General features: G+C 61.9%; 10 protein-coding genes. 8 read left to right on the top strand and 2 right to left on the bottom strand.

Features of this window, described 5'->3' with window-relative positions:
- The first annotated feature begins 109 nt into the window (after nt 1-109).
- Nucleotides 110-1,294, top strand: a complete 1,185-nt coding sequence (locus tag PspCFBP13508_RS11365) for a DUF3142 domain-containing protein (RefSeq protein WP_137214471.1) — start codon at nt 110-112, stop codon at nt 1,292-1,294.
- Nucleotides 1,281-3,416, top strand: a complete 2,136-nt coding sequence (locus PspCFBP13508_RS11360) for a hypothetical protein (protein WP_137214470.1) — start codon at nt 1,281-1,283, stop codon at nt 3,414-3,416. Before PspCFBP13508_RS11365 ends, PspCFBP13508_RS11360 begins: the two co-directional genes overlap by 14 nt.
- On the opposite strand, the gene PspCFBP13508_RS11355 is transcribed toward PspCFBP13508_RS11360, so the two are convergent.
- Nucleotides 3,413-4,042 carry a LysE family translocator gene (locus PspCFBP13508_RS11355; RefSeq protein WP_122506290.1) on the bottom strand — a complete coding sequence of 210 codons (630 nt, stop codon included), beginning with the start codon at nt 4,040-4,042 and terminating at the stop codon, nt 3,413-3,415. The genes PspCFBP13508_RS11360 and PspCFBP13508_RS11355 overlap by 4 nt on opposite strands.
- Nucleotides 4,043-4,187: 145 nt before the next feature.
- Here PspCFBP13508_RS11355 and PspCFBP13508_RS11350 point away from each other — a divergent pair, with 145 nt between their 5' ends.
- Nucleotides 4,188-4,661: an Lrp/AsnC family transcriptional regulator gene (locus PspCFBP13508_RS11350; protein WP_024014870.1), complete on the top strand. Its 474-nt coding sequence runs from the start codon at nt 4,188-4,190 to the stop codon at nt 4,659-4,661.
- A 99-nt stretch (nt 4,662-4,760) separates the two neighbouring features.
- Here the strand turns inward: PspCFBP13508_RS11350 and lpdA are convergent, their stop codons facing one another.
- Nucleotides 4,761-6,161: a dihydrolipoyl dehydrogenase gene (gene lpdA / locus PspCFBP13508_RS11345; RefSeq protein ID WP_137214469.1), complete on the bottom strand. Its 1,401-nt coding sequence runs from the start codon at nt 6,159-6,161 to the stop codon at nt 4,761-4,763.
- A gap of 202 nt (nt 6,162-6,363) precedes the next feature.
- Here lpdA and PspCFBP13508_RS11340 point away from each other — a divergent pair, with 202 nt between their 5' ends.
- The 5 genes from PspCFBP13508_RS11340 (at nt 6,364) to cfaB (ending at nt 13,680) form a co-directional block, all read left to right on the top strand.
- Nucleotides 6,364-8,325 carry a protease modulator HflK gene (locus PspCFBP13508_RS11340; RefSeq protein WP_137214468.1) on the top strand — a complete coding sequence of 654 codons (1,962 nt, stop codon included), beginning with the start codon at nt 6,364-6,366 and terminating at the stop codon, nt 8,323-8,325.
- Entirely contained in the window at nt 8,322-9,362 is a 1,041-nt protein-coding gene (locus tag PspCFBP13508_RS11335; RefSeq protein ID WP_137214467.1) for a protease modulator HflC, read from the top strand. The genes PspCFBP13508_RS11340 and PspCFBP13508_RS11335 overlap by 4 nt, the downstream gene beginning before the upstream one ends.
- Nucleotides 9,359-10,408, top strand: coding sequence for a protease modulator HflK (locus PspCFBP13508_RS11330; RefSeq protein WP_137214466.1), 1,050 nt, complete (start codon nt 9,359-9,361; stop codon nt 10,406-10,408). Before PspCFBP13508_RS11335 ends, PspCFBP13508_RS11330 begins: the two co-directional genes overlap by 4 nt.
- A complete protein-coding gene (locus PspCFBP13508_RS11325) occupies nt 10,405-12,315 on the top strand; it encodes a cation-translocating P-type ATPase (protein ID WP_137214465.1) in 1,911 nt (636 codons plus the stop codon). The genes PspCFBP13508_RS11330 and PspCFBP13508_RS11325 overlap by 4 nt, the downstream gene beginning before the upstream one ends.
- Before the next feature lie 177 nt (nt 12,316-12,492).
- Nucleotides 12,493-13,680, top strand: a complete 1,188-nt coding sequence (cfaB, locus tag PspCFBP13508_RS11320) for a C17 cyclopropane fatty acid synthase CfaB (RefSeq protein ID WP_137214464.1) — start codon at nt 12,493-12,495, stop codon at nt 13,678-13,680.
- Nucleotides 13,681-13,685: the final 5 nt, after the last annotated feature.

The following is a 13,685-nucleotide window of genomic DNA, read 5'->3' as shown; positions in this document are numbered from 1 at the left end:
ATCTGGAGTCTTGAAGCAAGATCAAAAGATCGCAGCCTCGTTTCACTCGTCAGCTCCTACACGGTTTTTGTGTAACCTTGCGGCCTGTGGTTTCGGGGATTTTCAAGGTATGCGGTTTATTGCGGGTCTGATCCTTAGCGTCTTGCTGGCAGGTTGCGAGCAACACGCCGCACCGGCCCTCGACCAGCAGCTCTACGTCTGGCAACGCCAATGGACACCTGCGCATGAACCGGCATTGCGCGACAGTCGCCATGATTTCTCCACCCTGCGCGTACTGGCATTGCAGGCCTTTCCCGGCGAGCGGTGGCGCAGGGCGCGGGTTGATCCAGCGTTGTTGAAAGCCGATGGTCGCCCTCTGATCGCAGTGATTCGCCTCGATGGTCAGCTGCAGTCACTGGACCAGCAGCAGGTCACCGAGCAGATTCTGCAGGTCATTGCCGATTGGCAAGCGCAAGGCCTCACGCTGAACGGTATCGAAATCGACCACGATGCCGGCAATGCACGGCTGCCCGTGTACGCTGAATTCCTCAAACACTTGCGTGCGGTCTTGCCGCCATCGTTGCCTTTGAGCATCACCGCGCTGCCGGCCTGGCTCGACAGCGCGCACTTGCCGGCGCTGTTGCAAAGCGTCGACAGCAGCGTGCTGCAAGTCCACGCCGTGAGCGATCCGCGACTGGGTCTGTTCGATCCCGAGCAGGCGTTGAGATGGGCCAAGGCCTGGGCACATGTCAGCGACAAACCCTTCTATCTGGCGCTGCCGGCCTACGGCGTTGCGCTGTTGAGCGATGACGGTGGCGCGCCGGTAGTGGAAAGCGAAGTGCAACTGGAGCGCGGCGGGCAGCGTCGGGAGTTGCTCGCCGATCCGCAGCAACTCAGCCAATTGGCCAAGACTTTGCGCGAGGATCCGCCTGAGCATCTGACCGGTTTGATCTGGTTTCGCCTGCCGCTGGCCAACGATCGTCGCGCCTGGAGCCTGACTACTTTACGCGCGGTGGCTCGCGGAGATGTGCTGAACAGTCAGTTGCGCCTGTCATTCAAAGAGCAGGGCGGACTCTATGACATCCAGCTCGATAACCGCGGCAATCTCGACAGCCCGTGGCCCGCGAAAATTACATTGAAGGCGCAGGATTGTGCAGGCGCCGATGCGCTCGCCGGTTACTCGTTGCAACAAAGTGCCAATCTGCTTACCTTCACCCGCCTGCGTGACGGCCGCTTGCCGGCGGGCGGACAGCGCGCTGTCGGTTGGGCGCGTTGTGCACATATTGATCAAGGAGGTTCGCATGTTGACCCGTAACTGGCCCCGCCATCTGCTCTGCCTGAGCCTCAGTCTGCCGCTGGGGTCGGCGCTGGCCTGCGGCCCGGACTTCCCGATGCGCCTGCTCGACAACCGCGCGCAGACCCTGGCGGATTTGCCCGAAGGCAGTTTCAGCTTCGAAATCAGTCGCCTGGGTAAAACCATTGCCGGGCTGAAAAATGTCACCGCAGCGACCCATAACCCCAACGATTATGCCGAAGACAACACGTCAGAGCTGGCGCGCGAACAGGCTGAGCAGGTGGGCCTGAGCGCCGAGCAATACGTCGTGGTCAAGCGCCTGCGCGGGCTCAGCGATGCCCATCAGGCCGAGGAGCAGGGCGCCAGTCTGCCGGTGGAAATCCGCTTGTACGTCGCCGGCGCGGTGGCCTTTGCCACCGGTGAGCATCAAATGGCCAGTGAGTATTTCAACAAGGTGCTGGCCCTGCCGGCAGACCAGCGTCGGTTGCGCAGCACCTGGGCGGCGTATTCCCTCGGGCGCATCGCCTTTGCCATGAGCAACGAGGCGCACGATCGCATCGAAGCGCTGGAGCAGGCGCGCGATGCCTTTCGCCAGGCACGGCAACTGAGCATCGACGGCTTCAGCGATCCACTGGAACTGGGCGTTGCCAGCCTTGGTGAAGAGGCCCGGGTGTTGCGCAGCGCGGGCGACTGGAGCGGCGCCATCGAACTGTACGAAGCACAGAACCTGCACGGTTCGGCCGTCGGTTACACCTCGCTCAAGCAACTGATGAACGAACTGGCCGAATTGCCGGAATCTCAGTTGGCCAAACTGCTCCAGCAGCCAGCAGTGCAGCAACTGGTCACGGCGTCGCTGGTCAGCCGTCAGGGCTGGTCTTTCGGTGAGCAGCCGGCGAATGAAAAGAAACTCGTCACACTTCTGCAAAACAGCACCCGTGGCAGCCTCGACAATGCCGATCGACTGGCGGCGATGAGTTATCAACAGGGCGACTACGCGTCTGCCAAGGCGTTTCTGGTAAACGCCGGCGACGGCGGGCTGGCCTGGTGGCTGCGGGCAAAACTGGCAGTGCGTGACGGCGACACGACTGCCGCTGCCGCCGCTTACGCCAAAGCCGCCCAGGCCTTTCCGCAGAACGAAGACTGGGGTTATCGCCGCACACCGGACTGGGCGTTTGAAACGGTACAGCCAAAATGCCGGGTGGAGGGCGAAAGCGCGATCCTGGCGCTGCAACGCGGCGAATACCTGCAAGCGTTCGTGCAGCTGTATCGCAGCAACAGCTTTTACTGGTTCGATGCCGCCACCGTTGCCGAGCGGGTGCTGACGGTCGATGAGCTCAAGCAGTACGTCGATGAGAATGTGCCGGCGCCGCCGCCATTGACGCAGCAGGAGCGCGACAACTATGTGCCGCTGTCGGTGGCCGCCAATCTGCGCAATTTGCTCGGTCGGCGCTTGCTGCGTGAGGGCCGTTACGAGGAAGCGGTCGGTTATTTCGCCAGTGACGATCTGCAGCACAAGGCCCGGCTCTATGGCGAGCAACGGCTCAAGGCCGAGTCGGCGTGGTGGCCGAGCAAACGCGCCAGTGCGTTGTACAACGCCGCATGGACGGCCCGGGAGTGGGGCATGGACATCCTCGGTTATGAGATGGCGCCTGATTACGCCACCTTCGGCGGCAATTACACGCTGGAGAGCACGAAGCTGGATGTCGGCCCGCTGATTTCCACGGCGGAAGTGCAGCGCCAGCAGGCCAGCGCCGCGCAACCGGAGCAGCGTTATCACTATCGTTTTGTCGCCACGGCACTGGCCAGTCGCGCCGCCGATAACCTGCCCCACACCAGTCAGGCATTTGCTGCGGTGTTGTGCAATGCCGCCGGCTGGAACAGCAGCCTTGAAGACCAGAGTGCGCTGTATCAGCGCTACGTCAAGGAAGGTCCTTACGTGCCGTGGGCGCAAGACTTCGGCAATCAATGCCCGTATCCGGATTTTGAGAATGCCGACAAGCGTTACGTTACCCAAGTGACCGATGCCGTGCGTGGGACGCTGCGGCCGTACAAGTGGCCGGTGCAGATCGGCGCGGTGCTGCTTGTCGCTGTTGCTGCGTTAATGCTGATTACCCGTCGTCAGCGCAAGGTGCGCAAAGGCTAGGCCTGTTGAATAAAGCCCAGGCGTACGGCGAAGCCAATCAACAGGCTGCCGAACAGCCATTGCTGAATGCGCTGGGCGGTCGGACTGTGTTGCAGCCAACGGCCCAGGGCCGCGCCGGTCATGGCGACAACACTGTCGAACAGCAGGCCGACGCTGACCAGCACCAGGCCGAGCACGGCGAACTGCGTCAGCACCGGCACGCCGTCGCTGACAATAAACTGTGGCAACAGCACTGAGCAGAACAGCAGCGCCTTGGGATTAAGCAGGTTGGTCAGCAAACCGCGACGGATCGCACCGCGCCACTGGCCGTGGGCAGGTACCTGCTCTTGGGCTTGCAGGCTCGGTACCAGCGAGCTGCGAAAACACTGGATGCCGATCCACAGCAGATAGGCCGCGCCAGCGATGCGCACCACGTCAAACGTCCACGGCGCCGTTTTGAACAGCGCCGCCAGCCCCAATGCCGCCAATGCCACGTGGCAGGCGCGGGCGATGGCCAGGCCCAGCGCGGTGGCCAGCGCCGCAGCTCGACCTTGCCACGCACCGGTTTGCAACAGCAGGATCATGTCCGGTCCCGGCAGTAGCAGAACCACAGCCAAGGTCAGGATAAACAGCCACAGACTTGCCACATCACACCCCCATTCGTTGTTTATTTGCTCGCGCCAGTCTAGAGCGAGGGGGCGGGGCAGGTGCTTGCGTAGTCAGCTTCAAACCATGGCGGTTTTGGCATAACCTGCTGGTTTTCAACCGTCGGACTATCGGGATCTGCCAAAGATGAAACTCGACGCCTATGACCGCAAGATTCTCGCCGCGCTGCAGCGCAACGGACGCCTGAGCAATGTCGAGCTGGCAGAAGAAATCGGCCTGTCGGCCTCGCCGTGCCTGCGCCGGGTGCGCATGCTGGAAGAGGCGGGGGTGATTCGAGGCTACCAGGCCAATCTGGATCGCGATGAAGTCGGGCTGGGGCTGACGGTGTTTGTCGGGGTCAAGGTCGAGCGGCACAACGAAGAACGCGCCGAGGCTTTTTATGCCGCTGTTACTGCGCTGCCTGAGGTGGTCTCGGCGTTTCTGGTGTCCGGTGAATCGGACTTTTTGTTGCAGGTAGTGGTGCCTGACTTGCGCGCTTATGACCGCTTTGTCAGCGCGCACCTGCTGAAACTGCCGGGGGTGAGCGATATTCGCAGCAACTTTGCCATTCACACGGTGAAAGCGCCGGGCGCGCTGCCGTTAGGCCATCTGCCGCTGTAGACCGGGTGGCGCCATTCGCGAGCAGGCTCGCTCCCACGGGGGAACGCATTCCAAAGTGGAAGCGAGCCTGCTCGCGAAGACGGCGGCAAGGTTTGGAACCTACATCTGCGTCGCCATTCCCTCGACATTCATCGCTGCCTGACGCAACGCCTCCGAACGCGTCGGGTGCGGATGGCAGGTCAGGGCAATGTCCTCGGCCGAGGCGCTGAACTCCATCGCCACACAGAATTCGCCGATCATCTCGCTCACGCTCGGCCCGACCAGGTGCACGCCGAGCACTTCGTCCGTGCGCTCGTCGGCGAGGACTTTGGCAAAGCCTTCTGTTTCGTGATTGATCTTCGCCCGGCTGTTGGCGGTGAAGGGAAACTTGCCGACCTTGTAGGCGCGGCCCTCGGCCTTGAGCTGTTCCTCGGTCTGGCCGACGCTGGCCAGCTCCGGCTGGGTGTAGATGACGTTGGGGATCAGCGCGTAATTGACCTCGCCGGCCTTGCCGTGGATCTGCTCGACGCAGGCCATGGCCTCATCTTCTGCCTTGTGCGCGAGCATCGGGCCGGACGTGACGTCGCCGATCACCCAGACCCCGGCGGCTTCGGTGCGATGTTGCTTGTTGGCGAGCATGCCGCGTTTGTCGGTACTCAGGCCGACGTTCTCCAGCCCCAGGCCTTGGGTGTACGGGCGGCGCCCGATGGCTACCAACACATAGTCGGCTTCGATCAGCTCAGCCGTGCCACCGGCGGCAGGCTCGACGCTAAGCTGCACGCCTGTGGCGGAGCTGGTGGCACTGGTGACCTTCGAGCTCAGTTTGAAGGCGATGCCTTGCTTGCTCAGCGCGCGCTGCAAGGTCTTGCCGGCCTCGCCATCGACGCCGGGGCAGATACGATCAAGGTATTCGACCACGGTGACCTGCGCGCCGAGTCGGCGCCACACCGAACCCAGCTCCAGGCCGATCACCCCGGCACCAATCACTACCAGATGTTTGGGTACTTCACTCAATGACAGCGCGCCGGTGGAATCGAGGATGCGCTGGTTGTCGATCTCTACGCCGGGCAGGGGAGTGGGCTCGGAACCGGTGGCGATGATGATGTCCTTGGCGCTGAGCTCGCTCTTGTTGCCTTGAGCGTCGGTCACCGTCACTTTGCCCGGGCCGTCGATGTGACCCCAACCCTTGATCCAGTCGACCTTGTTCTTGCGAAACAGAAACTCGATGCCCTTGGTCAGGCCGGCGACGCTTTCGTCCTTCTGCTTCATCATCTGCGCAAGGTTCAGCTTCGGTTCGACCTCGATGCCGAGATTGGCGAACTCCTTACCCACCGCAGCGGCGTACAGCTCTGAGGCGTGCAACAAGGCCTTGGACGGCATGCAACCAACGTTCAGGCAGGTGCCGCCGAGGGTCGCACGTCCTTCGACGCAAGCGGCCTTGAGCCCGAGCTGGCCCGCGCGGATCGCTGCGTTATAACCGCCGGGGCCGCCGCCCAGAATCACCACGTCATAGTTGCTCATGCGCTTGCTCCAGATTGCTCTATGGGGGATAGCCAAGATTAGTCGCGATAAAAATTACGTGCGTAATATGAGCGTTGTCAGACATTTCGGTCAAGGCTTCAGGCAAGCGACAGCTACGGCGACTTTGAATAAAGGCAATTGTGTACGAATATTTCACAGTCTCTGTTATATCGTAACGCTAAGACTATTTCGCCGGGGTGTTATGCAAGTCGATCTTGAGTTGGACGCCACGCCAGCCACCGGGCTGCCGCGCTTTCAGCAGGCAGCCGCGCAGTCACGCAAATTGCGTCGGTTGGCGTATGGACTCGGCGCAGTGGCCGCGTCGGGCTGGGTGCTGGCGTTTTTCGTCGGCCTGTTTGTGCCGCAATCCCTGTGGTTGCCGTTGTTGGTCAATCAGAGCGCGGCGTTGCTGGTGCTGGTCGCCGGTCTGCAATCGGCCTGGTGGGTGACGCGATGGCGCGCGCGGGTGATGCATCCGCCCGCTTCGCAATCGACCGTCGTGGAGGAGGGCGCCGCAGCCGAGGGCTGGTACGAAAGGCTTCTGGAGCGCTTGAGTCAGCAGAGCCGCCATCTGCTTGGGCACATCGGCGCGCCGACGTTGTGGCTCGGCGGCTGGGCGTTGCTGGTTCTGCTTGGTATTGAGCAGGTGTGGAATCTCACGTTGCCTGCGGCGGCCTTGGGACTTTCGGCAAGCATCGGTGCGGCATTGGCATTGTTGCTGGCGTTTGCCCTGTTGGTGCTGGAGCGGCAACTGGCGCAGGAACCGCGGGCGCAATGGCCGGAAGCGGCTGCGCTGGCGCAACTGACCCGGATGGTGATCATCACCCTGTTGATCGGTGCGCTGTGTCTGCTGTTTGCCAGCGAAAGCGCAGTCTGGCCGGTACGCGTGGCGGTGCTGAGCGCAGTCCTGCCAACGTTGGTTGCCGGCGAACTGTTGTTGCGCGCGTTACTGTCTGTCTTCAGCCCGCGGCGTGAGCAACTGGAACCGACCCTGCTGGCGCGCAGTTTTATCGCCGATATGCTGCGCTGGCCGCCGCAGCCGTGGCTGGCGTTGCAGCATGAAATGCACAATCGGTTCGGCATCGATCTGCGCCAGATCTGGGCGTTCAGTTACATGCGCCGGGCTTTGTTACCCGTGTTGGCAGTGGTGGCACTGAGCGGTTGGCTGCTGACCGGCGTACATGAAATTTCCCTGCAAGGTCGCGGCATCTACGAGCGCTTCGGTAAACCGGAACAGGTTTTCGGCCCAGGTTTGCACGTCGGATTACCTTGGCCGTTGGGGCGTGTGCTGAGCGTTGAGAACGGCGTAGTCCACGAACTGGCAACCAGCGTCGGCGATAAGCCAGTCGCTATGCAGTCCGATTCAGCTGAAGGCCCGGCGCCGCTGACCGCCAACCGTTTGTGGGACGCCAGCCACGTCAACGACAAATCCCAGGTCATCGCCAGCCGCCGCGGCGCGCAACAGGGCCTGCAAATCGTCAACATGGACGTGCGCTTCGTTTATCGCATCGGTTTGAACGACGAAGCGGCACTTGCCGCGACCTACAACAGCGCTGATGTACCGACGCTGATTCGCAGCACCGCCAGCCGCATCCTGGTTCACGATTTTGCCTCGCGCACCCTCGACGGTCTGCTCGGCGATGACAGGGCAGGGCTGGCTGAGGAAATCGGTCGCGCAGTGCAAAATGATCTGAACACATTGAACAGTGGCGTGGAAATCCTCGCCACAGTTGTCGAAGCGATTCATCCACCGGCCGGCGCGGCGAATGCCTATCACAGTGTGCAAGCGGCGCAGATCGGCGCGCAGGCGTTGATCGCTCGCGAACGCGGGGCGGCTGCGCAGGCCAGTAATGAAGCGCAGTTGCAGGCGAGCACGGCGCGCGACCGGGCAACGGCAAACGCACGGGAGATCAATGCCGCCGCGCAAGCCGCCGACCTGAAATTCAGCGCCGAACAGAAAGCCTTCGCCAGTGCCGGCCAAGCCTTCGTGCTGGAGCAATATCTCAGCCAGCTCAGTCAGGGCTTGAGTAAGGCCAGGTTGCTGGTGCTCGACCATCGACTCGGCGGCAGTGCGAATGCGCCAACCATCGATCTGCGAACTTTTACGTTGCCGGCTGATCCGTCGCCCCCCCGTACCACCGCTCAACCAGGAGCCACCCATTGAGCCAGTCGCCTGTTCATGACGTTCACGACCACAGCGGCCACGATCACGGCCACGGCGGGCATCACCATCATGGTCATCATCACCATCACGGCGATCCGCAAGAGGCCGGGCCATTTCCATGGCGGCGTATGGGCTGGGCTGCGTTGCTGGTGGCATTTGCCATTGCCGCCGCGAGTCTGGTGCAAGTGCGCTCCGGTGAAGCCACGGTCATCACCCGTTTCGGAAATCCGTCGCGGGTCTTGCTTGATCCCGGTTTGAGCTGGCGCTGGCCGGCACCGTTCGAAGCGGCAATCCCGGTGGACCTGCGTCTACGTACCACCTCAAGTGGTTTGCAGGACGTCGGCACCAAGGACGGTTTGCGCATCATCGTTCAGGCCTACGTCGCGTGGCAGGTGCAGGGTGATCCTGAACACGTGCAGCGTTTCATGCGTGCCGTGCAGAATCAGCCGGACGAAGCGGCGCGGCAGATTCGCACTTTTGTCGGCTCGGCACTGGAGACCACGGCCAGCAGTTTCGACCTGGCCAATCTGGTCAACACTGATGCCAAACAAGTGCGCATCGCTGGTTTTGAAGCGCAGTTGCGTCAGCAGATCGATCAACAGTTGCTTGCTACTTATGGCGTGCGCGTGGTGCAGGTCGGTATCGAGCGGCTGACTTTGCCCTCGGTCACGCTCAGCGCCACGGTCGACCGCATGCGCGCCGAGCGTGAAACCATTGCTACCGAACGCACGGCTGTTGGCAAACGCGAGGCGGCGCAAATCCGCTCCGCCGCCGAGCGCGATGCGCGGATCGTCCAGGCCGATGCGACGGTGAGAGCCGCCGATATCGAAGCACAGTCACGGGTCGAGGCTGCGCAGATTTATGGTCGCGCCTACGCCAGTTCGCCGCAGCTGTACAACCTGCTGCGCTCGCTCGATACCCTCGGCACCATCGTCACGCCGGAAACCAAACTGATTCTGCGCACCGATGCCGCGCCGTTCCGCGTGCTCGTCGATGGCCCGCCGAACCTCGACAGCAAGTCCGGATCGCAGCCATGAATAAAGAAGTTCCACGTGGAACACATGCGTTGAACAGTCCGTGGATTCAGGCGGGACGTCTTACATTCATCTCTCTGTATGCGATCACCGTGTTGGCGGCGCTGGCATGGGCGTTCTCCAATGTGCGGCAGATCGATCCACAGAACCGCGCCGTGGTGCTGCACTTCGGCGCGCTGGATCGCGTTCAGAGTGCTGGACTGTTATGGGCTTGGCCGCAACCTTTTGAGCAGGTAGTTCTATTGCCGGCGGCGGACCGGGTGATCGAGCGTCGGGTGGAAAATCTGTTGCGCAGCGATGAAGCGCTAAAGGCTGATCGGGTGGCGTCTTTCGCCACTCCTTTGAGCGATGCACTCGCCGGATCTGGTTATTTATTGACCGGTGACGCCGGTGTAGTGCAACTGGACGTGCGAGTGTTTTACCAAGTCTCCGATCCCTACGAATTCGTATTGCAAGGCGAGCATGTGCTGCCGGCACTTGATCGGTTGGTGACGCGCAGCGCTGTAGCGCTGACTGCCGCGCGCGATCTCGACACCATTCTGGTTGCGCGTCCGGAACTGATCGGCGCCGACAATCAGGCGGCCGAGCGTCGTGAGCGATTGCGCGGTGATCTGGTGCAAGGCATTAATGCGCGTCTCGCTGAACTGAAGGCGAGCGGGCAGGGCATCGGCATCGAGGTGTCGCGGGTGGATGTGCAATCAAGTCTGCCGGAGCCGGCGGTCAGTGCCTTCAACGCGGTTCTGACCGCCAGTCAGCAAGCCGATAAGGCGGTGGCCAATGCGCGTACCGAGGCGGAAAAACTCACTCAAGCTGCCAACGAACAGGGTGACCGCACCCTGCAAGTGGCTCACGCGCAGGCAGGCGAGCGTCTTGCAAAAGCCTCGGCCGATACCGCAACCGTCACGAGTCTGGCCAAGTCTGCCGACCCGCAAATGCTCCTGCGTCTGTATCGCGAACGCCTGCCGAAAATTCTCGGTCAGGCCGGGTCGGTCACCACCGTCAACCCGAAGGACGATTCCCGGTTGATCATCCAAGGAGCCACTCAATGATGGCGAACACCGCTGCTCCAGGTTTGTTGTCCTCGGCCGAACAACGCCGTGCCGCGCGCCAGTTGACCCTGGCGATGCTTGCGCTCGGACTGCTGGGTCTGGGCTTGCTCTGGCGCTGGATACTTCCGGAGCAAACCGGGGTCAGCCAATTGCTGCTCGGTTTCGCCTCGTTGCTGGTGGCGGTCCCGGTGATCCGTTCGGCGTGGTACAGCCTGCGTTATCCGAGCCTGCACGGCATCACCGATCAGTTGATCGCGCTGGCCATGCTCGGTGCGTGGGCGACCGGCGATCTGCTCACCGCCGCGTTGTTGCCTATCATCATGATCTTCGGCCATGTGCTCGAGGAGCGCAGCGTCATCGGCTCCCAGGAAGCGATCAATGCGCTTGGCCAGTTGACCCGCAGCCATGCGCGCAAGCTGCAAGCGGAAGGTTCGATCATCGAAGTGGACAACAGCACGCTCAGCGCTGGCGATGTTGTCGAGGTGCGGGCCGGTGATCGTGTGCCGGCGGACGGTCGGGTGTTAGCCGGCCAGGCGAGTCTCGATACGGCGTCGATTACCGGTGAGTCGGTACCGGTGGAAGCTGGCGTCGGCATGCCGGTGTTCGGCGGCGCGATCAACCTCGATGGATTGCTGCGCGTCGAAGTCACTCGCACCGGCGACGAATCCACCTTGGGCAAAGTCATCGCCCTGATGCAAAACGCCGAGCGCTCGAAACCGCCGATCACGCGATTGCTCGAACGCTATGCCGGCAGCTACATGGTGCTGGTCTTGTTGCTGGCGGCGGTAACCTGGTTCGTCACCCATGATGCGCAAGCAATGCTCGCGGTATTGGTGGCGGCGTGTCCGTGTGCGCTGGTGCTGTCGGCGCCGGCCACGGCGATTGCCGGAGTCGCCGTCGCCGCGCGTCACGGGATTCTGATTCGCAGCTCGGCGTTCCTCGAAGAACTCGCCGATCTGACCTCGCTGGTGGTCGACAAGACCGGCACGCTGACTTACGGCACCTTGCGCTTGCAGTCGATCGACAGCCTGAATGCGGAAACCGCCGAAGTGCAGACACTGGCCGCCAGTCTTGGCGCGGCAAGCAGTCATCCGGTGAGCCGGGCACTCGCTGGGCTGGTTGATCAGGAAGCGTATTGGCCTCTGACCAACATCCATGAGCGCCAAGGCCTGGGCGTAGTGGCGACGACAGAGAAGGGCGAAGCTGCGCTCGGTCGTCCAGAGTTGTTCACGCAACTGGGTATCACAACAATCCTTGTTCCTGAACATGATGGCCCGATTGCCGGCCTGGCTTTAAACGGTGAATTCCTCGCCTGGCTGCTGCTAGCAGACAGCATCAAACCGGAAGCGCGCTTCGCCTTGAACGAATTGCGAGAACTGGGGCTGGGACGCCAACTCCTGTTGACCGGTGATCGTCAGAGCGTTGCCCTAACCCTGGCGCAGGAAGTCGGGCTGAACGAAGTCCAGGCGCAAGCGCTCCCGGAGGACAAACTTAATCGCGTGCTCAAGGAAATCGACCACGGCTTCCGCCCGATGGTGGTAGGCGACGGCATCAACGATTCGCTCGCGCTCAAGGCCGGCGTGGTCGGCGTGGCGATGGGCGCTGGCGGCGCCGACATTGCCCTGGCGTCGGCGGACATCGTGTTGATCGGCAGCGATCTGCGTCGCCTCGGTACCTGCGTGCGCTTGAGTCGTCAGTGTCGGCGTACTTTGCAGGTCAACGTGATTATCGGCCTTGGCTGGACGCTGGCGATCGTGGTCTTCGCGGCTTTCGGTTGGCTTGGCGCCGCCGGGGCGATGATTGCAGCGCTGCTGCATAACCTGAGTACCTTGTTGGTATTGGGCAACGCCGGACGTTTGCTGCGCTTTCAGGAGCCATTGCTCAGGCTCGACGCTCACGCTAAATGAAAGAAAATTCATCGAACCGCCGAGTGCGCAGGCAGTCATCTATCGTAAGGCGCGTCGTCTGTGGCGTTCAGCCGATGTGCCGATCACGATAGACAAGGCCGATCGAATCGATAGCCTGCTATTTTTCCAGGTTGGTCTACCCTCAGATCAGACGTCTGAAACAAGGGGGGATTTTCCATGCTCGCGCAACTTCCACCGGCCTTGCAGAACCTGCAGCTACCGCTTCGCCTGCGACTCTGGGACGGCCACGAGTTCAATCTGGGGCCGACGCCCAGCGTCACCATCGTGGTCAAGGACCCGCAGATGGTCACTCAGTTCACCCACCCAAGCCTGGATGCGCTGGGTGCGGCATTCGTCGAAGGCAAGCTGGAGCTTGAGGGCTCGATCAGCGAAGTCATCCGGGTCTGCGATGAGTTGAGCAGTGCGCTGCTCGACGAGGACGAAGGCAGTCAGCCGGTGCGTGCGCATCACGACAAGGACACCGACGCCAAAGCCATTTCCTACCACTACGACCTGTCGAACGCGTTCTACCAGCTCTGGCTGGACAGCGACATGGTGTATTCCTGCGCGTATTTCGAAACCGGCAGCGAGACCCTCGAACAGGCGCAGCAAGCCAAATTCCGCCATCTGTGCCGCAAGCTGCGCTTGCAGCCGGGCGAATATCTGCTGGACGTCGGTTGTGGTTGGGGTGGTCTGGCGCGGTTTGCAGCACGAGAGTTCGGCGTGAAGGTGTTCGGCATCACCCTCAGCAAGGAACAGTTGGCGCTGGCGCAGGAGCGGGTCAAGGCCGAAGCTCTGGAAGATCAGGTCGAACTGCAATTGCTCGACTATCGCGATCTGCCGCAGGACGGCCGCTTCGACAAGGTTGTCAGCGTCGGCATGTTCGAACACGTTGGCCATGCCAATCTCGCCGAGTATTGCGCAACGCTGTTTGGCGCGGTGAAGGAGGGCGGCCTGGTGATGAACCACGGCATCACCGCCAAGCACACCGATGGCCGCCCGGTTGGACGCGGCGCTGGCGACTTCATCGAAAAATACGTGTTCCCTAACGGCGAGCTGCCACATCTGGCGATGATCTCAGCCGAGATCAGTGAAGCCGGGCTGGAAATAGTCGATGTCGAAAGCTTGCGCCTGCATTACGCGCGCACGCTCGATCACTGGAGCGAGCGACTGGAGGATAACCTCGAAGCTGCGGCGAAACTGGTGCCTGAGCAAGCACTGCGTATCTGGCGTCTGTATCTGGCCGGTTGCGCGTATGCCTTTGCGCGTGGCTGGATCAATCTGAATCAGATCCTCGCCGTGAAAGCGCATCCGGATGGCAGCCACGAACTGCCCTGGACCCGCGACGACATCTACCACCCCTGAAACGG

The organism is Pseudomonas sp. CFBP13508 (assembly GCF_005233515.1).
Classification (GTDB): domain Bacteria; phylum Pseudomonadota; class Gammaproteobacteria; order Pseudomonadales; family Pseudomonadaceae; genus Aquipseudomonas; species Aquipseudomonas mercuritolerans.
The sequence above is the reverse complement of the archived record's forward strand: the minus strand, read 5'-3'. Positions and strand labels throughout refer to the sequence as shown.